This is a genomic window from Macrococcoides caseolyticum, from assembly GCF_002902665.1.
Classification (GTDB): Bacteria; Bacillota; Bacilli; order Staphylococcales; family Staphylococcaceae; genus Macrococcoides; species Macrococcoides caseolyticum.
The window spans coordinates 44,304-70,514 of sequence record NZ_PPRM01000062.1; the positions used below are offsets into that span (position 1 = coordinate 44,304).

The 26,211-nt window shown below is 39.1% G+C and carries 22 protein-coding genes; 20 read left to right on the top strand and 2 right to left on the bottom strand.

Annotated features, from left to right (window positions below; genetic code table 11):
- Window positions 1-2 precede the first annotated feature (2 nt).
- From CD152_RS09165 to CD152_RS09250, 18 genes are all read left to right on the top strand, one after another.
- Window positions 3-524, top strand: a complete 522-nt coding sequence (locus CD152_RS09165) for a cell division protein SepF (protein WP_012656669.1) — start codon at window positions 3-5, stop codon at window positions 522-524.
- Window positions 521-814 carry a YggT family protein gene (locus tag CD152_RS09170; RefSeq protein ID WP_101140537.1) on the top strand — a complete coding sequence of 98 codons (294 nt, stop codon included), beginning with the start codon at window positions 521-523 and terminating at the stop codon, window positions 812-814. The genes CD152_RS09165 and CD152_RS09170 overlap by 4 nt, the downstream gene beginning before the upstream one ends.
- A 74-nt stretch (window positions 815-888) precedes the next feature.
- Window positions 889-1,662 (top strand): YlmH family RNA-binding protein, encoded by a 774-nt coding sequence (locus CD152_RS09175; protein ID WP_101143201.1) that lies wholly within the window; start codon window positions 889-891, stop codon window positions 1,660-1,662.
- Between the two features lie 14 nt (window positions 1,663-1,676).
- The gene (locus CD152_RS09180) at window positions 1,677-2,243 is read left to right on the top strand and encodes a DivIVA domain-containing protein (RefSeq protein WP_101035009.1); all 567 of its coding nucleotides are present in this window, start codon (window positions 1,677-1,679) and stop codon (window positions 2,241-2,243) included.
- 251 nt (window positions 2,244-2,494) lie between these two features.
- Entirely contained in the window at window positions 2,495-5,239 is a 2,745-nt protein-coding gene (gene ileS, locus CD152_RS09185) for an isoleucine--tRNA ligase (RefSeq protein ID WP_101140539.1), read from the top strand.
- A gap of 126 nt (window positions 5,240-5,365) precedes the next feature.
- Entirely contained in the window at window positions 5,366-5,857 is a 492-nt protein-coding gene (gene lspA, locus CD152_RS09190; RefSeq protein WP_012656673.1) for a signal peptidase II, read from the top strand.
- Window positions 5,844-6,749, top strand: a complete 906-nt coding sequence (locus CD152_RS09195; RefSeq protein ID WP_101044308.1) for an RluA family pseudouridine synthase — start codon at window positions 5,844-5,846, stop codon at window positions 6,747-6,749. The genes lspA and CD152_RS09195 overlap by 14 nt, the downstream gene beginning before the upstream one ends.
- 155 nt (window positions 6,750-6,904) lie before the next feature.
- Window positions 6,905-7,429 (top strand): bifunctional pyr operon transcriptional regulator/uracil phosphoribosyltransferase PyrR, encoded by a 525-nt coding sequence (gene pyrR / locus CD152_RS09200; RefSeq protein ID WP_099483236.1) that lies wholly within the window; start codon window positions 6,905-6,907, stop codon window positions 7,427-7,429.
- A gap of 107 nt (window positions 7,430-7,536) precedes the next feature.
- Window positions 7,537-8,847 carry a uracil-xanthine permease family protein gene (locus CD152_RS09205; protein ID WP_101140540.1) on the top strand — a complete coding sequence of 437 codons (1,311 nt, stop codon included), beginning with the start codon at window positions 7,537-7,539 and terminating at the stop codon, window positions 8,845-8,847.
- An 11-nt stretch (window positions 8,848-8,858) separates the two neighbouring features.
- Window positions 8,859-9,740 (top strand): aspartate carbamoyltransferase catalytic subunit, encoded by an 882-nt coding sequence (locus CD152_RS09210; protein WP_103214675.1) that lies wholly within the window; start codon window positions 8,859-8,861, stop codon window positions 9,738-9,740.
- A gap of 11 nt (window positions 9,741-9,751) precedes the next feature.
- Window positions 9,752-11,035 carry a dihydroorotase gene (locus CD152_RS09215; RefSeq protein WP_101140542.1) on the top strand — a complete coding sequence of 428 codons (1,284 nt, stop codon included), beginning with the start codon at window positions 9,752-9,754 and terminating at the stop codon, window positions 11,033-11,035.
- Window positions 11,028-12,122, top strand: a complete 1,095-nt coding sequence (gene carA / locus CD152_RS09220) for a glutamine-hydrolyzing carbamoyl-phosphate synthase small subunit (RefSeq protein WP_101140543.1) — start codon at window positions 11,028-11,030, stop codon at window positions 12,120-12,122. Before CD152_RS09215 ends, carA begins: the two co-directional genes overlap by 8 nt.
- Window positions 12,115-15,288, top strand: coding sequence for a carbamoyl-phosphate synthase large subunit (carB, locus tag CD152_RS09225; RefSeq protein WP_101140544.1), 3,174 nt, complete (start codon window positions 12,115-12,117; stop codon window positions 15,286-15,288). Before carA ends, carB begins: the two co-directional genes overlap by 8 nt.
- A gap of 11 nt (window positions 15,289-15,299) precedes the next feature.
- Window positions 15,300-16,058 (top strand): dihydroorotate dehydrogenase electron transfer subunit, encoded by a 759-nt coding sequence (locus CD152_RS09230; RefSeq protein WP_041635882.1) that lies wholly within the window; start codon window positions 15,300-15,302, stop codon window positions 16,056-16,058.
- Entirely contained in the window at window positions 16,055-16,972 is a 918-nt protein-coding gene (locus tag CD152_RS09235; protein ID WP_101140545.1) for a dihydroorotate dehydrogenase, read from the top strand. The genes CD152_RS09230 and CD152_RS09235 overlap by 4 nt, the downstream gene beginning before the upstream one ends.
- Window positions 16,969-17,667: an orotidine-5'-phosphate decarboxylase gene (gene pyrF / locus CD152_RS09240; protein WP_086038524.1), complete on the top strand. Its 699-nt coding sequence runs from the start codon at window positions 16,969-16,971 to the stop codon at window positions 17,665-17,667. Before CD152_RS09235 ends, pyrF begins: the two co-directional genes overlap by 4 nt.
- On the top strand, window positions 17,657-18,268 hold the full coding sequence (gene pyrE, locus CD152_RS09245; RefSeq protein WP_012656684.1) for an orotate phosphoribosyltransferase: 612 nt from the start codon (window positions 17,657-17,659) through the stop codon (window positions 18,266-18,268). Before pyrF ends, pyrE begins: the two co-directional genes overlap by 11 nt.
- Before the next feature lie 62 nt (window positions 18,269-18,330).
- Window positions 18,331-19,050 (top strand): hypothetical protein, encoded by a 720-nt coding sequence (locus CD152_RS09250; RefSeq protein ID WP_086038525.1) that lies wholly within the window; start codon window positions 18,331-18,333, stop codon window positions 19,048-19,050.
- A gap of 52 nt (window positions 19,051-19,102) precedes the next feature.
- Here the strand turns inward: CD152_RS09250 and CD152_RS09255 are convergent, their stop codons facing one another.
- Window positions 19,103-20,749, bottom strand: a complete 1,647-nt coding sequence (locus tag CD152_RS09255; RefSeq protein WP_232237482.1) for a phospho-sugar mutase — start codon at window positions 20,747-20,749, stop codon at window positions 19,103-19,105.
- Window positions 20,750-20,828: 79 nt separating this feature from the next.
- Window positions 20,829-22,868: a type I pullulanase gene (gene pulA, locus CD152_RS09260; RefSeq protein ID WP_103214676.1), complete on the bottom strand. Its 2,040-nt coding sequence runs from the start codon at window positions 22,866-22,868 to the stop codon at window positions 20,829-20,831.
- 196 nt (window positions 22,869-23,064) lie between these two features.
- On the opposite strand from pulA, the gene glgB reads away from it, so the two are divergent.
- Entirely contained in the window at window positions 23,065-24,987 is a 1,923-nt protein-coding gene (glgB, locus tag CD152_RS09265) for a 1,4-alpha-glucan branching protein GlgB (protein ID WP_103214677.1), read from the top strand.
- 30 nt (window positions 24,988-25,017) lie between these two features.
- Window positions 25,018-26,157, top strand: coding sequence for a glucose-1-phosphate adenylyltransferase (locus CD152_RS09270; protein WP_169926185.1), 1,140 nt, complete (start codon window positions 25,018-25,020; stop codon window positions 26,155-26,157).
- Window positions 26,158-26,211 lie beyond the last annotated feature (54 nt).

A 26,211-nucleotide genomic window follows, 5' to 3' on the forward strand; every position in this document is an offset into this window, starting at 1 on the left:
TAATGGCTTTTAAAGATGTATTTAAAGGATTCTTTGCATATGAAGATGAAGAAGTTTATGTAGAGGAACAAAGTGACAAAGTAAGAGAACCTGCGCAAAAAAAGGTTGTCAAAGAAACTTATGTTCCTGAAAAAAAGGTTGTACGTACAGAAAGTTTCCAAAAACAATCGAAACCTAAGATGAAAGTGAATGAAGAAAAAGTGACGAAAGCGAATGTTGTCAATATGCATGATGATATAGTGAATGTAAGCTCGAAAGTGTGTTTATTTGAACCACGCGTATTTTCTGATACTCAAGATATTGCAGATGAATTAAAGAATAGACGTGCAACGCTCGTAAACCTCCAGCGTATCGATAAAATATCAGCAAAGCGTATTATCGATTTCCTAAGTGGTACGGTGTATGCTATTGGTGGAGATATACAGCGTATCGGTCAGGATATCTTTTTGTGTACACCTGACAATGTTGAAGTAGCAGGTACGATTACAGAAATGCTGGAAGCACCGGAAGAGGAGAATGAATGAGTACATATATGATTGCTTATAATCTATTTAAATTTTTAATGCTATTTTTAGAAATATTTTACTGGGGTATGATCATCTACTTCTTTATGTCATGGCTGCCAGGAGCAAGAGAATCAAAGATTGGTCGCATGATGAGTAAGGTATATGAGCCGATACTAGAACCCTTTAGAAGAGTGATTCCGCCACTAGGTATGTTTGATATTTCGTCAATAGCGGCATTGATTGTTTTGCGCTTTTTCATGAAAGGCATCGCAGCGATATTCACCATCATATTAAACAGTTTGGCATAAGTCGTACCGGTTATGATAGCTTTGTTACTTATAAACTATTATGACCGGTAAATTATGTTTGGGGAAGGAAATTTATGAGTATTTATCAGCATTTCAGATATGAAGAAATTGAAACTGTTAAAGTATTGGAAGACCTGGTCGCACAGGCAGAAAGTCAGTACGCACCAATCCTCACGCACTTTTTAGATCCAAGACAGCAGTTTATTTTAACGACGCTGGTCAACAGAACGGATCTAAACGTAGCTTTTTATGGTGGAAGTGGCGAAAGAGAGCGTGTCCGTGCACTCATTTATCCAGAATACTATGAAGTACAGCAAGAAGATTTCGAGGTCAGTGCCTTTAAAGTTAAATATGCACAGAAGTTTGTAACGTTAACCCATCGCAATGTTCTTGGTGCACTCATGCAACTTGGATTTAAACGTGAGTATCTCGGCGATATTATTACAGGTGATGAATTACAGATTGTAATTGCTTCTCATTTAAATGATTATCTAGTACAGCATCTGACAAAACTTAAAGGATCGACTGTGAAACTCATTGCTATAGATGCAGATACATTGAATGAGGCCATTGAAACATATCAATCACATCATGCCACAGTTTCTAGCTTAAGGCTCGATGTGGTTGTTGCTGAAATGATGCGTAAATCAAGAGCGATAGCGCAAAAGCATATCGAAGCAGGTCATATTAAGGTAAATCATGTTATAATAGATAAAGTAAGCTTCGTTATTGCGTCTGGGGATACACTCTCAATTAAAGGCTATGGTCGTGCACAGCTCACTGAAATAGGAGATTTAACAAAAAAGAATAAAAACAGAATTACATATAAAACATTATTTAATCAATAGTACGAGGTGAGACAATGAAATATAGTCCAGAAGAAATTAAGTTAAAACAGTTCAACGTAGTACATAAAGGCCTGAATGAAAATGAAGTCCGTAACTATCTGGAAGAATTAAGCAATGAACTTGAAACGTTACGTCGCGAAAAGAAGATGCTGGAACAGCTGATTGCTGATAAAGACGAGAATATCAATCGTTTTAAGAATGTAGAGAATACAATTTCTGATGCTATCCTGGTCGCACAACGTGCAGGCGATGAAATTAAGGCAGCTGCAGGTATGCAGGCGGATGTCATCATTAAGGATGCAAAAAGTCATGCAGATCTAATCGTGAATGATGCCATGCAAAAAGCGCGTGAAATTGCTTATCAGACAGAAGATATGAAGCGCCAGTCTAAGATTTTCAGATCACGTTTCCAGCTGTTAGTTGAAGCGCAGCTAGACCTTCTTAAAACTGAAGACTGGGATTATCTGCTTAACTATGAACTGGATACACGTCCTTTACAAGAAGATGCTGCCCCTCAAATAGATCCAGCTGTAAATCAAGGTGGCGGATCAGTAGATAAAAATGAAAGTTCTGAAAACTAGGACTTACGTTTTTTAATGTTTCATGTTAATATTAGGAATAACAAATATGTAGAACCGGATTGAAGTACTGTTATGAAAGCGAACGAGGGATAGTGTGAGCCTTGGCATACCATCTTTGATCAGATCAGTCTACTCAAAAAAATTATACTAAACACAAAGCGAGCTCTATAAGAGTTAATCCAGGTGGTACCGCGGCAATTGTCGTCCTGATTAATGATTATAGACTCGTTTTTTTTTAAAGGAGAAGAACTATGGATTATAAAGACACATTATTAATGCCGAAGACAGATTTTCCGATGCGTGGTGGTTTACCGAACAAAGAACCTCAAATTCAGGCGCAGTGGGATGAAAAGAAGCTCTATGAAAAAATATTAAAGAAGAACGAAGGTAGAACGCCTTATATTCTTCATGACGGTCCTCCATACGCAAATGGACAGATTCATATGGGACATGCATTAAATAAAATTATTAAAGACATGATTATGCGTTATAAAGCTATGAATGGGTACTATGCGCCTTATGTACCTGGCTGGGATACGCATGGTCTTCCAATTGAAACGGCACTGACGAAAAAAGGAGTGGACCGCAAATCAATGTCTGAAGCGGAGTTCCGCGAACTATGTCGCGCATATGCCTTAGAACAAATTGAATTACAAAAGGCCGATTTTAAACGACTAGGTGTTAATGGTGACTGGGAGAATCCATACATTACATTGCAGGAAAAATTTGAAGCTGAGCAGATTCGTCTGTTCGGTGACATGGCTGCTAAAGGATATATCTATAAAGGTAAAAAACCTGTCTATTGGTCACCTTCAAGCGAATCTTCATTAGCTGAAGCAGAGATTGAATATCAAGATAAAGTATCTCCTTCAATCTATGTTGCATTTGATGTGTTAGACGGTAAAGGATTAGTGGATGATGACGTGAAATTTGTTATCTGGACAACAACGCCTTGGACATTACCTGCGAACGTTGCGATTGCGTTAAACAAAGATTTAGACTATGTACAAGTACGTGTAAACGATACATCATATATCGTAGCACAGGCTTTATTAGATAATGTTTGTGATGCAGTTGGCTGGGATAAAGAAGGTGTTCAGATTGAGAAGACATTCAAGGGTGCTGACTTAGAATTTGTTAAAGCACGTCATCCATTTATCGATCGTGAGTCTTTAATCATCTTAGGAGATCACGTTACAACAGACGCTGGTACAGGATGTGTACACACTGCGCCAGGACACGGGGAAGATGACTTTATCGTCGGTCAGAAATATGAGTTAGATGTGATCTCACCTGTGGATGGTAAAGGCGTTTACACAAGTGAAGCTGGTGAATTTGAAGGGATGTACTATGACAAAGCAAATAAAGTGATCACTGAGAAGCTGGAAGCGTCAGGTCATCTATTAAAACTTGACTTCTTCAAGCATTCATATCCACATGACTGGAGAACGAAGAAACCTGTTATCTTCCGTGCCACACCTCAATGGTTTGCATCGATTAATAAAGTGCGTCAAGATATTCTGGATGCAATCGAAGAAACAGAATTTAAAGTAGAATGGGGTAAGACACGCATTTACAATATGATTCGTGACCGTGGCGACTGGGTGATTTCGCGTCAGCGTGTATGGGGCGTACCACTTCCAGTATTCTATGCCGAAAATGGTGACATCATCATGGATAAAGCGGTAATTGAACACGTTGCGACGCTTGTTGAAAAGCACGGGACGAACGTCTGGTACGAAAGAGAAGCGACAGATTTATTACCAGAAGGATATACACATCCTGGTAGTCCGAACGGAGTATTTACAAAAGAAAAAGATATCATGGACGTTTGGTTTGATTCAGGTTCATCTCACCGTGGTGTATTGGAAGCGCGTCCGGAATTATCATTCCCAGCTGATCTGTACTTCGAAGGAAGTGATCAGTATCGTGGATGGTTCAACTCATCGATCACAACAGCAGTTGCTACACGTGGTAAGTCTCCTTATAAGAAGTTATTATCGCACGGTTTCGTAATGGATGGACAAGGACGTAAGATGAGTAAATCATTAGGGAATACAGTATTACCAGAGAAAGTTGTCAAACAGATGGGGGCAGATATTATCCGCCTATGGGTAATGTCAGTAGATTATTTAGCAGACGTTCGTATTTCTGATGATATCTTAAAGCAAGTCTCTGAAGTATATCGTAAGATTCGTAATACATTTAAGTTCCTGTTAGGAAATGTTAATGATTTCAATCCAGCAACGGATGCCGTTCCTTATGCAGAACTTGTAGAGATCGATCAGTTTATGTTAAATAAATTATATACATTCGTTAATAATGCACATAAACATTATGATAATAACGATTACTTATTTATGTATCAAGAGTTACAGAACTTTATCAACGTTGAATTAAGTAACTTCTACCTGGATTATGGTAAAGATATCCTTTATATCGAAGCACAGGATAGTCATGTCCGTCGTAGTATGCAGACGGTTGTCTATGAAGTATTAACATCATTAACGAAAGTATTAGCACCAATTATTCCGCATACTGCTGATGAAATCTGGAGCCATACGCCACATGTGGCTGAAGAAAGCGTACATTTAGCAGATATGCCAGAAGTACAGTCTGTAGACACAGCGTTGATCGGTAAATGGAATCATTTCCTAGAGATTCGCGATGATGTATTAAAAGCAATCGAAGAAACACGTAACGACAAAGTAATCGGTAAATCACTTGAAGCGGCTGTATATATTCAGGCGAAAAACGAAGAGGACCAGGCATTGCTCAAATCATTCGATAATCTGCATCAACTCTTCATCACATCTTATGCAGAAGTTGTTGATGAACCGCAAGGAACAGATTATAACTTGAGTAACGTACTTGTAAAGCATGCTGAAGGTGAGAAATGTGAACGCTGCTGGAATTATGCTACAGTACTTACAGAAGAAAGCCACGCACACCCACATGTGTGTCCAAGATGTTTATCGGTACTTGAATCTAAATAATATTAAAACCAGGATCTCCTGGTTTTTTTTAGTGTTTTAAAATTAAATAAAAATATTATGTAAACCAATAAGTTTGAAGACGAAACGACGTTTATGTGTTAAAATAACAAAGATTGGAGTGAGGACATGAATCGTAAATATCGCATTATGCCAATGACTTTATACACAGCCATATTAATATTGATGGATCAAATTTCAAAATATATTATTGTAAAGACAATGAATATCGGAGAAAGCATATCTGTAATCGGTGAGGTATTACAAATAACTTCTCATCGTAATTACGGAGCTGCATGGGGAATGCTTCAAAATCAGATGATCTTCTTCTATATTATTACTATCATCGTACTCATTGCACTCATCTATTTTTATTATAAGGAAGCAGCAGATAACCTACTGATGCAGTGTGGATTAATGCTTATTTTTGCAGGTGCAATCGGAAACTTTATCGACAGATTATTTAGAGGGAATGTTGTTGATTTTATCGATACGAAGATTATTAACTATGACTTTCCGATATTTAATGTTGCAGATAGTTGTCTGACAATCGGCGTATTTATTTTACTTTATGAGCTTTTATTTAACCAAAAAGAGGAGAAATCACATGGAAACATTTAATTTTGAAATAAACGAAGAAGAAACAGGCATACGTATTGACAAATTTCTTGCGGATGCAAATCCAGATTGGTCACGCAGTCAGATTCAGGACTGGATTAAAAATGAGCTCGTTTTAGTGAACGGCAAAGTCATTAAATCGAATTATAAGCTGCGTTTAAATGATGAAATTTCAGTAACTGAGAAACCAGTAGAAGAGATTGATCTCGTAGCACAAGACTTAGGTCTGGAAATCTATTATGAAGATAAGGACGTTGCTATTGTCTATAAACCAAAAGGTATGGTGGTACATCCTGCACCAGGACATCCAGATGGAACGTTGGTGAATGGTTTAATGTATGCTATTACTGATTTGTCAGGTATCAATGGTGAGATTCGTCCAGGTATCGTACATCGTATCGATAAGGATACTTCAGGACTATTGATGATTGCCAAGAATGATATCGCACATCGTGGTCTAGTCGATCAGCTTGTGGATAAATCTGTCACGCGTAAATATACAGCATTGGTTCATGGCGTGATTCCGCATGAATTTGGTACAATTGATGCGCCGATTGGCCGTAATCAGAAAGATCGTCAGGAAATGGCTATTGTTGACAATGGTAAACACGCAGTGACACATTTTAATGTCCTCGAGACATTTGATAAGTATACACTTGTGGAATGTGTGCTGGAGACAGGTCGTACACATCAGATTCGTGTACATATGAAGCATATCGGTTTCCCACTTGTCGGAGACCCGAAATATGGTCCGAAGAAGACGATGGATATCGGAGGACAAGCGTTACATGCAGGGGTATTAGGTTTTGAACATCCTGTTACTGGAGAATATATTGAACGCAGTGCACCGCTTCCAGCATACTTTGAAGAACTGCTGACAAAGTTAAGAAAATAGTATGTAATTTTACTTTTTCGATTGACAAAATATTTCAGAGTGTTAATATTAATCTAAATCAATCACGTTAAGCTTTTAAATAAGTCCAGAGAGACTTATAAGGCGTCGAGAAAACCTCACGTCTATTTGACGTGAGGTTTTTTAGGAGGGACACTATGGATAAGCGTATTATTCTTGATGACAAGGCAATTGACCGCACGTTGACACGAATCGCACATGAAATATTAGAGAATAATAAAGGTGCACATGACCTTGTATTACTCGGTATTAGAACGCGTGGTATTTATCTGGCACAACGCATTCAGTCTAAGATCGAGAAGATTGACGGAATTACTGTGCCTACAGGTGTATTAGATGTAACACAATATCGTGATGATGTCACAGATCGTGTCTCACAGGATGTCGTTGCATATAAGATTGATACAGATATGAATAATAGACATGTCGTCATCGTTGATGATGTGCTCTACACAGGGAGAACAGTACGTGCCTCGCTTGATGCGATACTCGATCATGTACGTCCAAAACGTATCAGCTTAGCTACGTTAATTGATAGAGGGCATCGTGAACTTCCGATTCGTGCAGACTTTATCGGTAAGAATATTCCAACAGCATTAAGTGAAGAAATTGTTGTGATGCTGGATGAAGTTGACGACAAAACACAAGTATATATTAAGTAATCCTTTTAAATTGGTACGAGAGACCAGCAAAGGGTTTAAGTGATAACAGACACTTAAGTCTCTTTGCGTACGCAAAGAGACTTTTTTTTATTATATGGAGGGACATTATGACAAACGAAGAAATTTATGAACGAACAGTTGAACCAATATTAGATGTACATGAGAAACCGAAAGCAAGTGAGTGGTTACTCTTAAGTTCTCAGCACTTATTTGCAATGTTTGGTGCAACTGTACTTGTACCTTTTCTGACGGGGCTACCTGTATCAGCAGCGCTTATCGCTTCAGGGTTAGGAACTTTGCTCTATATATTGATTACTAAAGGAAAGATTCCTGCATATCTTGGCTCAAGCTTTGCATTTATCACACCGATTATAGTGGGATTAAAAACACATAGTCTAGGTGAAATGTTGATGGCGCTTTTTATGAGTGGTCTGATGTATGTGATTATCGGAATAGTCATCAAGTTTGTAGGTGTGAACTGGCTGCTTAGATTACTGCCACCTGTTGTTGTCGGACCTGTTATTATGGTCATCGGACTTGGACTAGCACCTGTAGCTGTCAACATGGCGATGTATACAAATAGTGGGACAATGGAAGGATATAGCATTAAATATTTATTTATTGCATTCGTAACACTCGTTACAGTGATTATCTTCTCGGTGCTCGTTCGAGGCTTCCTGTCAATCATTCCAGTACTCATTGGCATAATTGTCGGATATATCACAGCAATAGTTCTTGGTGTCGTAGATTTAAGCGGCATTCAAAAAGCAAAATGGTTCCAGCTTCCAGATGTACATGTTCCGTTCGTAAGTTATACACCGAGCATTGACTGGATGCTTGTCCTTATTATGCTGCCGATCGTCTTCGTAACAGTGAGTGAACACATCGGGCACCAGGTTGTGATTAATAAGATTGTTGGACGTAACTTCTTTAAAGATCCGGGATTACATCGCAGCTTAATTGGAGACGGTGTTTCAACGATGCTCGCTTCAATCATCGGTGGACCCCCGAGCACGACATATGGTGAGAACATCGGGGTGCTTGCGATTACACGTATCTATAGTATATGGGTTATCGGAGGAGCAGCGGTGCTTGCTGTGATTCTTGGATTTGTAGGTAAGTTTACAGCTCTCGTATCAAGTATTCCGACACCGGTTATGGGTGGTGTCTCAATATTATTATTCGGGATTATCGCTTCAAGTGGCTTAAGGATGCTCGTCGAATCCAAAGTGGATTTTGGGGATAAACGCAATTTAGTGATTGCTTCAGTCATATTAGTGCTGGGTATCGGTAAAGCACATCTTGACTTCAGTATCGGTCAAATTAACTTAAATATCGAAGGTATGGCACTCGCAGCACTGGCTGGAATATTACTTAATGTGATATTGCCTGAATCAAAAGTACATGAAGACTATTAAGGGGTGGAACAATGAAGCATCTGCATTCGATTACTGAACTATCTAACGATGAAATTATGCACACGATTGAACGTGCAATAATGATTAAGAATGGTGAAATAAAACGCTATGAAAATATTTATACGGCAAATCTCTTCTTTGAGAACTCAACGCGCACAAAATGCTCATTCGAGATGGCTGAAAGAAAGCTCGCCCTTCAAGTCATACCGTTTGAAACGAGTACTTCAAGTGTAACGAAAGGTGAAAGTCTGTATGATACTTGTAAGACGCTTGAGAGTATCGGTTGCGATGTACTGGTAATCAGACATCCTGAGAATAACTATTACGAGCAGTTACACGAGCTTAACATACCGGTAGTCAACGGAGGAGATGGCAGTGGCCAGCATCCGACACAATGTCTACTGGATTTGATGACCATCTATGAAGAATATGGGAAGTTTGAAGGATTGAAGATAATCATCTGTGGAGATATCTTAAATTCTCGGGTAGCAAGAAGTAATTATCATGCGCTGACGAGCCTGGGAGCACAAGTTAAATTTGTTGCACCTGAAATTTGGCAGGATCATTCATTGGATGCTAAATATGTCAGTATTGATGATGCGATTGAAGAGGTTGATGTCTGTATGCTGCTACGTGTGCAGCATGAACGTCATGATGAAGATGCTGCAAACTTTTCTCGAGTCAACTATAACAGGATGTATGGGTTAACAAGAGAAAGGTATGATAGGTTGAAAGAGGAAGCTATCATATTACACCCGGCCCCGGTGAATCGTGATGTCGAGATTGATAGTGAGCTTGTCGAAGCGCCGAAGTCACGTATTTTTAAGCAGATGGAAAACGGTGTCTACACACGTATGAGTATTTTAAGTCAAGTCATTGAAAATAATCGATAGGAGTGTTGAATATGTCAACTTTATTAAGAGGCGGAAAAGTATTAGTTAATGATGAACTTGTTTCAAAGGATATTCGAATAGAAGACGGGAAAATAGTAGAGATGGGTGAAAAGTTAAACGTCTATAATTCAGAGATTATTGAACTTGATGGTAAGTTTGTAACACAAGGATTTGTTGATGTACACGTCCATCTACGTGAACCTGGTGGTGAACATAAGGAGACGATTGAAAGTGGCACACGTGCAGCAGCACGCGGTGGATTCACAACAGTATGTCCGATGCCGAATACACGACCAGTTCCTGACAGTGTGGAACATATTGAGGCATTAAATCAATCGATTAAACAGCATGCGAAAGTGCGTGTGTTACCGTACGCATCTATCACCGAAAGACAACTTGGAAAAGACTTAGTCGATTTCAAGGCGCTAAAAGAACACGGTGCATTTGCTTTTACAGATGATGGTGTCGGTGTACAGACAGCATCCATCATGTATGAAGCGATGCAGCAGGCTGCACAACTTAATATGGCGATTGTCGCCCACTGTGAAGATAATTCACTCATTTACGGTGGTGCAATGCATGAAGGGAAAGTATCAAAAGCCCTTAATATCCCTGGTATTCCTTCAATCTGTGAAGCTGTACAGATTGCTCGAGATGTACTGTTAGCTGAAGCAGCGGATTGTCACTATCATGTGTGCCACGTATCGAGTAAAGAAAGTGTGCGTGTCATACGTGATGCAAAACGTGCAGGTATTAAGGTGACGGCAGAAGTGACGCCACACCATCTGTTGTTAAATGAAACTGCAATTACAGAAGATGATGCGATTCTTAAGATGAATCCACCGCTTCGTAGTGAGGAAGATCATCAGGCTTTAATAGAAGCATTACTTGATGGCACAATCGACTTTATCGCAACAGACCATGCACCTCATACCGCAGATGAGAAGAATCAACCGATGACAAAAGCACCGTTCGGTATTGTTGGCAGTGAAACAGCATTTCCGTTGCTGTACACAAGATTCGTTAAAAATGGGGATTGGACATTAGGTCAGCTTATTGATTATTTAGCACTAAAACCAGGACAAGTATTTGGATTGCCATACGGAAAATCTTTAGAAGTTGGCAGTATCGCAGATATCGCAGTTATTGATCTGGACGAGAAATATGAAATTAAATCAGAAGACTTCTTATCAAAATCAAGTAATACACCATTTATTGGAGAACATGTCTACGGCAATGTGAAACTAACACTTGTGGAAGGACAAATCGCTTATCAGGAGGGGCAACATGCGTAAACAAAGATATCTTGTATTAGAAGACGGCACTACATTTAAAGGATATAGATTTGGAAGTGACAAAGAGGTAGTAGGGGAAATCGTATTTAATACTGCGATGACAGGTTATCAGGAGACATTATCTGATCCGTCATATACAGGACAAATCATTACATTCACTTATCCGTTGATCGGAAACTACGGGATTAACCGTGATGACTTCGAAACGTTAAACCCTTCTCTTAAAGGTATGGTTGTTCGTGAAGCATGTGATTTGCCGAGTAACTTTCGCAATATGGCGACACTCGATGAAACGTTAAAAAGCTATGACGTTCCGGGGATCGACGGTGTAGATACTAGAAAATTAACACGTATAATTCGTCAGCACGGCGTATTGAAAGCAGCCCTTATCAATGATGAAAAGGATATTGATGCAACAATTGAACGTTTAAAAGAAGAAACGCTACCTACAGATGAAGTCGCACAAGTATCAACGAAGAGTGCATATGTGTCTACAGGTAACGATCTGCGTGTCGTGCTTATCGACTTCGGTAAGAAAGAAAACATTGTCCGTGAACTGAACTCACGTGGCTGTGACGTAACAGTAATGCCATATACGACAACAGCTGAGGAGATTATCAGGCTGAGACCGGACGGTGTGATGTTATCCAATGGACCAGGGAATCCAGAAGTTGTAACTGAAGGAATCGAAATGATAAAAGGAATATTAGGAAAAGTACCGTTCTTTGGTATATGTCTAGGTCATCAGCTATTCGCACTCGCAAGTGGTGCAACGACATTCAAGATGAAGTTTGGACATCGCGGAGCAAACCATCCAGTGAAAAACTTAGCAACAGGTAAGATTGAAATCACATCTCAGAATCATGGTTACGCAGTGGATCCGGAATCGATCAGAAACACAGACCTTGAAATTACACATACAGCTTTAAACGATGGAACAGTAGAAGGGCTGAAGCATAAATCATTACCTGCATTCTCGGTGCAGTATCATCCGGAAGCGTCACCAGGTCCTCATGATCCAAACTATTTATTTGATCAGTTTATCGACTTAATGAAAGAAAATAAGGAGCGTGTCACAAATGCCTAAACGTAATGATATTAAAACAATTCTCGTAATCGGTTCAGGTCCAATTATTATTGGACAAGCTGCAGAGTTTGACTATGCAGGTACTCAAGCATGTCTGGCATTAAGAGAAGAAGGATATAAAGTAATATTAGTGAATTCAAACCCTGCAACGATAATGACGGATACTGAAATTGCAGATAAAGTTTATATCGAACCATTAACGTTAGACTTTGTCTCACGTATTATTCGTAAAGAGCAGCCAGATGCATTACTGCCGACACTTGGTGGACAGACAGGATTAAACATGGCGGTTCAGCTGCATGAAGCAGGAATTCTGGAAGAAAATAATGTTACGCTGCTTGGAACGAAATTGTCTTCTATAGAACAAGCGGAAGACAGAGATTTATTCCGTAACTTAATGAATGAACTGAATGAACCTGTCCCTGAAAGTGATATCGTTAATACGGTTCAACAGGCGATTGATTTTGCGACAAGTATCGGTTATCCGGTAATCGTTCGTCCAGCATTCACGATGGGGGGAACAGGAGGCGGTATCTGTCACGATGAAAAAGAACTCGTTGAAATCGTGACAAATGGTCTGAAATATTCACCTGTGACACAATGTTTGATTGAGAAATCCATAGCAGGTTATAAAGAGATTGAATACGAAGTGATGCGTGATTCAAATGATAATGCCATCGTTGTATGTAATATGGAGAATATCGATCCAGTTGGAATTCATACAGGAGATTCAATTGTTGTCGCACCGAGTCAGACGTTGACAGACAAAGAATATCATATGTTACGTGACGTATCGCTGAAGATTATCCGTGCATTAGGGATAGAAGGTGGATGTAACGTACAGTTAGCGCTGGATCCGCATTCATTCAATTACTACATTATAGAAGTAAATCCACGTGTATCACGTTCGTCAGCACTTGCATCTAAAGCTACAGGTTACCCGATTGCGAAACTTGCCGCGAAGATCGCTGTAGGGTTAACGCTTGATGAAATGATGAACCCTGTAACAGGTACAAGCTATGCTGCATTTGAACCGGCACTTGATTACGTTGTATCTAAGATTCCGCGTTTCCCATTCGATAAATTTGAAAAAGGTGAACGTGTGCTAGGTACGCAGATGAAAGCAACTGGTGAAGTTATGGCGATCGGACGAACATATGAAGAATCATTGCTTAAAGCAATTCGTTCGTTAGAGTACGGTGTACATCACCTTGGATTACCAAACGGTGAAGCCTTTGAACTTGATTTCATTAAACAGCGAATCGGTGAACAAGATGATGAACGTCTCTTCTTCATCGGTGAAGCAATCCGTCGAGGTGTGACTCTAGAAGAGATTCATGAGATGACACAAATTGATTGTTTCTTCTTAAATAAGTTCCAGCATATCATTGATATCGAGCATGACCTAAAGGACAATGTCGGTGATATCGATCACTTAATCTGGGCTAAGAAATACGGATTCAGTGATAAAGTGATAGCTCATCGCTGGAATATGACAGAAAAAGAAATCTATGATATCCGTCATGAAAATCATATTTTACCTGTATACAAAATGGTAGATACATGTGCATCTGAATTTGAATCGAATACGCCTTACTTCTATGGAACGTATGAAACGGAAAATGAATCTATTCGTTCTGATAAGAAGAAAGTTGTTGTGCTTGGATCTGGACCAATCCGTATCGGTCAAGGGGTAGAGTTTGACTATGCAACTGTGCATGCCGTATGGGCAATTCGTGAAGCAGGTTATGAAGCAATTATCATTAACAATAACCCTGAAACAGTGTCAACAGACTTCTCTATTTCAGATAAACTATACTTCGAACCTTTAACGGAAGAAGATGTGATGAACATCATTAACCTAGAGCAGCCAGAAGGCGTTGTGGTTCAGTTTGGTGGACAGACAGCAATTAACTTAGCTGAAAAATTAACGAAATATGGTGTGAAAGTATTAGGGACATCTTTAGAAAATTTAGATCGTGCCGAAGACCGTAAAGAATTTGAAGCGTTAATGCAGAGAATTGAAATCCCGCAACCTCTGGGGAAAACTGCAACTTCTGTTAAAGAAGCAGTAGCAAATGCAGACTTTATCGGCTATCCTGTCCTTGTGCGTCCTTCATATGTACTCGGTGGACGTGCGATGGAAATTGTTTATAACGAAGAAGAACTGATCAATTATATGACGCAAGCTGTTAAAGCGAGTCCTGAGCATCCTGTATTAATTGATAGATATTTAACAGGTAAAGAAATTGAAGTCGATGCGATTTGTGACGGTGAGACGGTCGTTATTCCAGGTATTATGGAACATATCGAGCGCGCAGGTGTTCACTCTGGTGACTCGATTGCGGTATATCCACCGCAAACATTAACTGAAAAGCAAATTGCGACGCTGGAAGACTATACGAAGCGTTTAGCACATGGGTTAGAGATTAAAGGATTACTGAACATTCAATATGTTATTAGTAATGATGAAGTATTCGTACTTGAAGTAAACCCACGCGCGAGCCGTACGGTACCATTCTTAAGTAAGATTACTGACGTACCGATGGCAAACTTAGCGATGAAAGCAATTTTAGGTGAATCGTTAATTTCTAAAGGTTACAAAGACGGACTCGTTCCTTACAAGGAAGGTGTTTATGTCAAAGCGCCGGTCTTCAGCTTCTCTAAACTTAAAAACGTTGACATTACACTCGGACCTGAGATGAAATCTACAGGTGAAGTGATGGGTAAAGATATTACGTTAGAAAAAGCACTATATAAAGGGCTGGTTGCAAGTGGACTTCAAGTTAAGGATCATGGAACTGTGCTTATTACAGTTGCTGATAAAGATAAAGCAGAAGCATTAGGGCTTGCAAAACGTTTCCATGAAGTAGGTTATCGCATTATGGCTACGAGTGGTACAGCGAAGCTGCTTAAAGAAAATGATATTCCGGTTGTTGAAGTGAGTAAGATTGGTAACGAATTTAACTTACTTGATGTTATTCGTGACGGACATGTCCAGATCGTCATCAATACAATGACGAAAGGGAAACAAATTGAACGTGATGGCTTCCAGATTCGTCGTGATTCAGTTGATAACGGTGTACCATGTCTAACATCTCTTGATACAGCACGAGCATTACTTGAAGTCATTGAAAGCATGACATTTAATATGAATCAAATGTAGGGGGTCTATTGATGCAGGAAGAGATGCGAGTCGTTAAACAAACAAGTATCGCAAGAAATATATATGAAATCGTTTTACAAGGTGGCATTACAAAAAATATGACAAAGCCGGGACAATTTGTGCATATGCGTGTTGGCAATAGTTCAGAGTTTATGCTGAGACGTCCAATTTCTATCTGCTCAGTAGATCAACAAGCACAGACTTTAACGTGTTTATATCGTGCTGAAGGAAAAGGTACAACGCACTTATCACAACTGAAATCAGGAGATACAGTAGATATATTAGCTCCTCTTGGTAATGGTTTTCCGGTGGAAGCTGCACAGAAAACAGCATTACTCATCGGTGGAGGTATCGGTGTACCACCATTATATGAATTATCTAAGCAACTCAATGCACGTGGTATTAAAACTATCCACGTGCTCGGCTTTCAGTCGGCTGAAGATATGTTTTATATTAAACAGTTTGAAGCGCTTGGTACGACGCATGTTGCGACAGTTGATGGGACTTATGGTACGAAAGGCTTTGTAACAGACGTTGTAAATGCGATACCGGTCGACTATGATACGTTCTACACATGCGGTCCGATCGTCATGATTAAGGCGATTCAGGAAACTCTACCGAACACGCCTGGATATGTTTCATTAGAAGAGCGTATGGGATGCGGTATCGGGGCATGTTATGCATGTGTATGTGAAGCGGATAATGAAGATGGCTACGTGAAGATTTGTACGGATGGCCCAGTATTTGAGAAAGGGGCGCTGGCACTATGAGATTAAATGTTGAATTGCCAGGTTTAAAATTAAAAAATCCAGTAATGCCTGCAAGTGGTTGTTTTGCTTTCGGTAAGGAGTATGCCCAGTTTATGGACTTAAATGAACTCGGTGCAATAATGATTAAAGCTGCGACACCTGAACGCAGATTCGGTAATCCGACGCCGCGTGTTGCAGAAACATCAAGTGGTATGATCAATGCGATAGGATTGCAGAATCCGGGTGTCGATCATATTATTCAGCATGAATTGAAATGGCTGGAACAATTTGAAACACCCATCATCGCAAATGTTGCAGGCTCTAAAGTTGAAGATTACGTTGAAGTTGCAGAGAAGATTTCAAAGGCTCCGAATGTGTGTGCACTGGAACTTAATATTTCATGTCCGAACGTTAAGGAAGGCGGTATTCAGTTTGGAACAGACCCTGACACTGCGAAGGAATTAACGCGTAAAGTTAAAGCAGTCTCAAGTGTCCCTGTATACGTCAAGCTTTCTCCTAACGTGACTAATATTGTAGATATGGCGAAAGCAGTTGCTGAATATGCAGATGGTATTACGATGATTAACACGTTGGTTGGACTAAGGGTTAATGAAAAAACAGGGACTCCGATTATCTCAAACATTATCGGTGGGTTAAGTGGGCCTGCTGTGAAGCCTGTTGCGATGCGTATGGTTTATGAAGTGCGTCGCGCATTGCCGAATATTCCGATTATTGCTATGGGTGGCGTTACAGAAGCACAGGACGTTATCGACTATATTTCAGTTGGTGCAGATGCTGTTGCCGTAGGTACGGCTAACTTTCAGAATCCTACAGTTTGTAAAGATATCATTGATGCATTACCAGGCCTTCTGGATAAATTAGGCGTTCATCATATTCATGAATTAAAAGGTCGCACACAGGAGGCAGTTAAATGAGTAAACCGATTATTGCATTAGATTTTAAAGATATGGATGCAGTCAGAAACTTTTTAAGTCCTTTTGAAGAATCGTTATTTGTTAAAGTAGGGATGGAACTTTATTTACAGAATGGCCCGGATATCATTAAAGAAATTCGTAATCAAGGTCATGAGATCTTTCTGGACTTAAAGTTACATGATATTCCGAATACAGTTGGTCAGGCAATGAAAGGTTTAGGAAAACTTGATATTCAGATGGTAAATGTACATGCAGCAGGAGGTTCCATCATGATGCAGCGTGCACTGGAAGGGTTACGTGATAGTGGGAGCACCGCGTCACTCATTGCAGTAACACAGCTGACAAGTACTTCAGAACTCATGATGCAGCAGGAGCAGAACATTCAGTCTTCCATTAATGACAGTATTTTAAGCTATGCAACGTTAGCACAGAAGTCTGGTCTTGACGGTGTCGTGTGTTCAGCGAACGAAAGTGCAATGATCAGAGACGCATTAGGGGCATCATTCCTGAAAGTGACACCTGGTATTCGTACACTTACAGATGATAAAGGTGATCAGGTACGTGTGGCGACGCCTGAATCTGCCGCAGAAAATGGTTCAACGCATATCGTTGTAGGACGTTCAATTACTAATGACGCAAATCCAGTAGAAAAATATAGACAAATTAAGAAAGCGTGGGAATCAAATGTTAAATAAAGAAATCGCAAAAGCATTACTTGAAATTGAAGCAGTATCACTACAGCCGAATGATATGTTTACATGGTCTTCTGGTATTAAAAGCCCGATTTATTGTGATAACCGTTTAACGATGAGCTATCCGGAAGTTCGTGACCAGATTGCTGAAGGTTTAAAGTCATTGATTGAAACACATTTCAGTAATGCGGAAGTGTTAGCAGGAACTGCTACAGCAGGTATTCCACACGCTGCATTTACATCTCAGAAGATGAATCTCCCGATGAGTTACGTGCGTTCATCAAGCAAAAAACACGGTAAAGGAAATCAAATTGAAGGCCGTGTATTAGAAGGGCAGAAGGTTGTTGTCGTAGAAGATTTAATATCTACTGGGGGATCAGCGATTGAAGCAGCGGATGCATTACAAGCGCATGGTGCGGATGTATTAGGCATCGTTGCAATATTTACATACGGATTAAGCAAAGGGAAAGAAAGATTAGCACAAGCTGGATATCCATACTATACGCTTTCTGATTTCGATAGTCTCGTTGAGGTTGCAAGTGAGACAGGAAAGATTGAACAAAGTGATATTGAAGGATTAATTAACTGGCGTGATAACTTATAAGCAAAAAGAAACTGTTTAATGTATACTATCATTAAACAGTTTTATTTTTTTGAGGTGAGAAAATGGGCAAATGGGACCACATTAATAAGTTTATTAAAGAAGATGACGATAAAAAGAATGTTGTCAATGATTCATTGGACTGGCAGCATATGAAGACCAGCAAAAGAAAAAAGTTAATCGCACAAGTAAAGCAACCGATTAAAGAATTTGATTACCATATCGATTCTTTCTTGAACTATGCTTATCGCTCATTTGTCATGCCGAATAAAATAATAGATAACAGCAAAAGTAGTAAATATTTTTATTTTGCGGTTAGTAACTACTGCATCTTCTTGTGTATGCTCTATCTGCTTGGTGCATTTCATCTACGTACGTTTAATAACCTGGAAGGCATTAATTATGTAATCAGCGGGGGTACGTTTGCTTTAATCGCTATTTTAATGACGTATTTAATTCAGATGCTTGCTTTAAATCGGAGTAACAACTTCTATAAAGTATTTGTAGATACGATCAGCTACTATACGCTGTACAATTTCTTTATGCTTATCGAGCTGCTTTGTGTATATCTGCGCCCAGAATTCGTCATGATCATCTATACGATAAGATTTTTAATTATTATGACAGTGCCGATCAAACTGTTCTTTACATATAAGGAGATGAACAAGATAGAGATTGATGTCTTCCCGTTGCATATTCTATATATCATCATTATGGTGAGCTATATTTACATTACTAAAGACATGCCTTGGCTGAACTTCTTTAAGTTTGTTCCTTCTGTGTAAAGTACTAAATAAGCACTTGAAACCTTCAAGGTTTCAAGTGCTTATTTAGTAGTTAATTGAAGAAAGCCTGGTTCATTTCTTCTGCAAGTGATGCGATATCATCTGTAATCATTGATATGTAGAGCTTGATTTTCGGCTCAGTACCTGATGGTCGTAGTGCAATCCATCCATTCTCAAAATGAAACTTTAGCACATCAGCTTTCGGGAGATCAATCTTTGATTCAGAACCATCAGCATAGGAAGTCTGTGCAAGATAATCATCAACACGGATAACTTTTTGACCTGCTATTTCAGAAGGGAATTGAGCACGGGTATCATGCATTATCTTTTCGATATGTGCTTTGCCTTCTTGGCCTTCAAAGGTGTGGGAGAATAATTTCTCTTGGTAATGACCATATTTAGAATAAATGTCATTCATCTGATCTACAATCGTACGCTGTTCATTCTTGAGCTCACTTGCCAGTTTGATAATGAGCGGGACGATTTGAACAGCATCTTTATCACGTACAAATGGACCGGCCATATAACCGTAGCTTTCCTCATAACCAAATATATAGTTATACGCTAAAGAAGATTCAAATTGAGCAATCTTCTCTGCTATAAATTTAAAACCTGTTAAGACGTCAAACATTTTTACATTGTTTGCTTCAGCGATCTTGCGGCCAAGTTCACTCGTTACTATGGATTTTACTGCAGCACGATTTTCAATTGTTTTAGTAGACTGAATACGATAGTGGAGGAGTAAAGCGCCTATTTGATTCCCATTGAAATAATGAAATTTGCCATCTACATGTGCAACAATTCCCATACGATCCGCATCCGGGTCTGTGGCAATCAGAAGGTCTGCATTTGAGGCTTTCGCGTAATTGACAGCCAGATCAAATGCTTCATGGTCTTCAGGATTCGCAGATTTTACAGATGTAAAATCGCCATCTGGAATCGCCTGTTCCTTAACCACTTCATATTGTGTAAAGTTAAGTGCATCTAATAGTTCAGGTATGATCGGTACACTTGTACCATGCAAACTTGTAAAAACGACTTTGAGATCAGATGCTGGAATATCTTCGACGAGTGAAATAACTTCTGATTTATAAGCATTGATTATGCTATCATCTAAATATTCAACCTTGCTTTGTGCTAGCAGTTCAGCTTTACTTGTAGAGTTAAGTGCAAATACATCATCAATATCATCGATAAAGGCACTTACCTTTTGTGAAGCTTCAAGCGCCAGCTGTCCGCCATCCGGACCATAGATCTTAATTCCATTATATTCAGGTGGATTATGGCTGGCAGTTATCATTACGCCTGCATCGGTCTTTAGATGACGCACAGCAAAAGATAATTCAGGTGTCGTATGATATCTGTCGAAGATATATGTCTTAACATTATGGTGACCTAATACTTCAGCAATTGCATCACAGAATTCAGGTGAGAAATGTCTTGTATCATATGCGATAACTACACTCGGTTCAGCTTTAAGCTCAATAAGATACTGTGCAAGACCTGTTGCTACTTTCTGCACCGTGTATTTATTCAGACGGTTTGGTCCAAGTCCAATCTTACCTCGAATACCAGCTGTACCAAAAGATAGATTACCTATATAACCTTCTTGCTTATCCTGTTCAGATAAATTTTTATAAGCTTCAATACTGATTAAACTTTCATCGATATGTGATTCCCAAGTACTTTGATTTTTCAAAATTGCCATCTCCTTATATAGATTAACTTCATTAAATCATGAATTATATATGCCGACCACTGATTTGCCGATAATTTATTTAAAATTCTTTTTTCATTAGCAGACATTGGTACGGCTTTAATGTCACTTGTGACTGGACGAACTTCTGTTGAGTGCTTTCATTCGTCAGTACTACTTTATATCGACCTGTTCTTGGTAAAGGTAAACCATAATTAATCGCTGTAGGATTAAAAAGAAGTATAAACTCATGTCTTCTATCGAAAAGTAATACCCCGAATAAAGGCTGGTCAATGTTAAGCTGTATGATACGTTTTGACTTATTTTCAAAGGTCTGAGTTTTAAATATTTCATAAGTACGTTTTATTTTTAGCGCTTGTTTGATGACATCAAGTTCTTTGTCATATTTGATTCTTCTGTTCCAGTCGATTCTATTGATGAAATCACTCAAGTTGTATGTATTACCATGCCCATATTTTGTCCTGAAAAACTCTTGTCCGGCATGGATGAAAGGAGTTCCCAGTGACAGAATGGTGAAGATTGTAATCATCTGATGGATCTTATGCTGCAAATACATATCGGCATGAGTCGTATAGTTGATGCGGTCGAATAATGTATGGTTATCATGTACTTCTGCATAGTTGATCGACTGCTTGGCTGGGATGCCTGTCTGTCCTGTGAAGAGTGTGAACATCCTTTCATAGTATCTCCCTTTTCCGTTGAAATAGCCTCGATCCTTAAGGTCGAAATTGTTCCCTTTTAAAGTGTCTCTAAAGAAATCGTTAAAAAAATGGACGTCAGGAACTTGATCAATATTCTCATGAATCGTCTTCATAGCATCCGGCATTGCACTATACAGATTCCAGCCTTCACCTAGGATGAATCCATATTTATTCTTACTTTGGATTAATCTTTCGATATGCTGCATCGTCTCAATATCAATAACGCCCATCAGATCAAAACGGAAGCCGTCAATTTTAAATGTATCGATATAAAATTCTAATGTATCCAATATGTATTTACGCATCATGACGCGTTCAGTCTTAATATCGTTTCCAACCCCGGTGCCATTGCTTAATGTACGATCTTTATGATAGCGAAAATAATATCCTGGCACGAGCTGTTCAAATGGAGAAGTCTCCATCTTATATACATGATTAAAGACAACATCTAAAATAACACCCATACCTGCTTCGTGATACTTCTGTACTACCATCTTTAATTCTTCGATTCGTCTCACGGGATGCATCGCGTCTGTAGAATAACTGCCATCAATCGTCTGATAGAATTCCGGATCATATCCCCAGTTGTAATTGGACATGAAATCAATATCATCAACACGAGCGAAATCGTTTACAGGTAATAATTCGATATGGCTGATGCCTAATGATTTTATATAATCAAAGCCAGTAGTATGCCCTGTATGCGTTGAAGTTCCTTCTTCGATTAACCCTAATAATTTACCTTTATGCTGTATACCGCTATTCGGATGCATCGAGAAGTCTCTTGTGTGAACTTCATAAATAATGACATCATTACGTTCTATTTCTGGAAATTGAGAAGGAAAGTCCTGCACTTGATTCATATCGATGACAACGCTTTTCGTACTATTGACAGTTAATCCTTTAGCGTAGGGATCGTTCACCCTTATTCTCTTGTTATTGATCATGACTTCGTACTGATAGGAAATACCATGGAGATCATTATCAACGACAACGGTATAAGTACCGTTGTCCTTACGCGTCATTTCATACGTACGTTCATCTGTTACGACGTTTATAGACTGTGCAACTGGTGACCATACAGAGAAGGTCGTCTTATTATCTTCGATTGTTGCACCAAGCGTTTCATCCAGTGCGCTAAATACTGATTCAAAATTTGAAGTCCTCGTGATATCACCGATGAATAATGGAATTTCTTGCCTGTCATATAATATATGATCTGTTTGAGATAGGTGTATAGGGTGTGACATCTTCAATCTATAGTAGTAATTATTTTCACGTTTAAATTGTTTTATCAATTCAAGTTTGAAGATCCCATCATTATCAATTTCAAAACTTCCATTTAATTTTACATTTGATTGAACGGTTATGAGATTAAAATCATCAATATAAGCTTGCAATCGTAAAACCTCCTACTCATCTAATATTATAACGTGTAATATAGAAAATATAAAAGTAAAAATATTTTGAATATAGGCAATTTTATTCGTTTAAAGGGTATAATATAGAGAAACATATAATTAAATAATGTTAAATTAATATAATGTTCACATTTTTCAATTATACTGAAAATAAGCAATATGACGGAGGGATGAAATGGTAACTGAACTAGATCGATTTTTATTTCATCAAGGGACGCATTATGCATCCCAGCAGTTTATGGGTGCTCATTTCAACAAGGAGAAAGGTGAGACAACATTTACTGTATGGGCCCCAAATGCGCGTAAGGTAAGTATTGCGCTAGACGCGAATCAATGGACGGGTGATGGATGCGAACTTGAGAAAGTACCGGATAGTGGATTGTTTACAGGTACATTTAATGTAGATGTCGGTTCAGCCTATAAATATTTAATCGAAACTAAGCAGGGTGAACAACTATTCAAGGCGGATCCTTACGCATTCTATGCTGAGAAACGGCCTGCAACTGCATCGATTGTCACGGATATCTCCTATCAATGGTCGGATGAGGCTTGGCAGAAGAAGAAGACTGCCCCTTATAATCAACCAATCAATATTTATGAGGTTCATCTGGGAACGTGGAAAAAACATAATGTTGAGCGCTACGAAGGAGAATCCATCGATGCGTTTACAGATCGTTCGTACTATACATATAGAGAAATGGCGGAGTCTTTAATCCCGTATGTGAAGAGGATGGGCTATACACATATTGAATTGATGCCAATTACCGAACATCCTTTCGATTTGTCCTGGGGTTATCAAGTAACCGGTTACTTTGCACCTACAAGCCGATTTGGTACACCGCAGGATTTCAAATATTTTATCGATCAATGTCATCAGCACCAGATTGGAGTGATATTGGACTGGGTACCGGCTCATTTTTGTAAGGATGCGCATGGTCTTAGAATGTTTGATGGGACTCCGTTATTTGAACATCCGGATATGTATCGTGCAGAGAAGCGTGGATGGGGGACACTGACATTTGATTTTGGTCGAACAGAAGTCCAGAGTTTCCTCGTGTCGAATGCACTGTTTTGGCTCGATGAATATCATATCGATGGTTTACGTGTGGATGCAGTGCATTCGATGACTGACCTTAACTTTGAGAATCATAAAGTGCATGAGAGAATTTTTAATGAGGATGGTACAACCATTCATAAAGAAGCGGTTGCGTTTTTACAGAAGCTGAACACTGAAGTGTTCAGGCACTATCCACATACGTTAATGATTGCAGAGGATTCATCAGATATGAAGAATGTCACAGCACCGGTTGCTTCTGGCGGCCTTGGGTTTAACTTTAAGTGGGATCTTGGATTTATGCATGACACGCTTGATTATATGGAGCTCGACCCTATTATGAGACAACATTACCACAAATATTTAAACTTTCCGCTTGTCTATCGCTATGACGAAAACTTTATTCTGCCGTTCTCGCATGATGAAGTTGTTCACGGAAAACTTAGTATGCTGGATAAAATGCCGGGGGATCAATGGCGGAAGTTCGCACAGTATCGCTTACTGTATGGCTATCAAATGACTCAGCCGGGTAAGAAGCTTAACTTTATGGGTAGCGAGATTGGCATGTATGCTGAATGGAAAGATAAGGAGCAGGTAGATTGGTTTTTGCTTAACTATCCGTATCATAAAGAACTTCAGGATTTTGTTCGTGATATGAACAAGTTATATTTGAAAGAAAAGCCATTATTTGAACTTGACTATGAAACACAAGGTTTCAGATGGATTGACGCAGATAACAACCAGCAGAACATCGCAAGTTATATGCGTACAGATCGTAAGGGGAATACTTTAGTCATCGTGCTTAATTTCTCGCCGAATGTCTATTATGACTTTACAGTTGCAGTTGATCATCCTGGTAAATATAAAGAATATTTCAATTCAGATAAAAAGGAATATGGTGGATCTAATCAGACGATTAGTAAGTATCTTTTTTCTGAATTATTAGAAGTTAACGGTTTCAAACATGCGATAAAAGGGAAAATACCACCGCTTGGATTTGTAATATATAAAAAAGTTAAAGAAAGAAAGAAACATCATAGTTAGTACAAAAATATGGATGAGGTAGGGGATATCATGTCAAATGAAGTTGTTGGAATGTTACTTGCAGGTGGAAAGGGAACGCGATTAGGTCAGCTGACAAAAAATATTGCAAAGCCAGCAGTGCCTTTTGGTGGAAAGTATCGCATCATTGATTTTACATTAAGTAATTTATCAAATTCTAATATATCAACGGTAGGAGTCCTTGTTCAGTACGCACCGCTAATGTTGAATCGCCATATTGGATTAGGTAAACCGTGGTCTCTTGATAAGCAGGATGGTGGAGTGAGTGTACTTGCCCCATTCGCTGATCAGGAAGGTGCTTCGTGGTTTGAAGGCACTGCAGATGCAATTACAAAGAACATCCACTTTATCGATCAGTATGACCCGGAATATTTACTGATTCTTTCTGGTGATCATATTTATCAGATGGATTATCAGCAGATGCTCGATTTCCATAAAGAAAAGCAGGCAGATGCGACGATCTCTGTAATCGAAGTGCCGATAGAAGAAGCAAGTCGCTTTGGAATACTGAACACTGAAGAGGATCTTAAGATTTATGAATTCGATGAAAAACCACAGCATCCAAAGAATAATCTTGCATCCATGGGAATCTATATCTTTAACTGGAAAGTTTTACGTGAGTATTTAATCGCGGATGAACAAGATACGCAATCTGAACATGATTTCGGTAACGACATCATCCCAAAAATGCTGGATGCTAACAAGCTTCTTTATACTTATCGATTCGAAGGATACTGGAAGGACGTAGGTACGATACAGTCCTATTGGGAAGCAAATATGGATCTACTAGAAGAAGATTTAAAAGAGCTGTTAAACAGCAAGTCATGGCCAACCTATTCTCATGAAGAAAACTTGCCACCGCAATATGTAGGTACTCATGCAAATATCGATAACTCACTTGTCTGTCCAGGATCATTTATCTTTGGTCATGTCGATCATTCAGTGCTGTTTAGCGAGGTTACGGTAGGTGAAGGTGCTGTCGTTCAGGATGCAATCATTCATCCGAAGACGGTAATCGGCAAAGCATGTACAATCAGAAAAGCAATTATCATGGATAACCTTATCATTCCTGATGGTGTTACGATTGATGGAACAAAAGAACAGGAACCAATTGTGAACATCACCCAGTCAAGTAGACACTTAAAAAAATAAAAATTAATTACTCGGCTGTGCTTGTATTAGCGCAGCCATTTTTAATGATATACG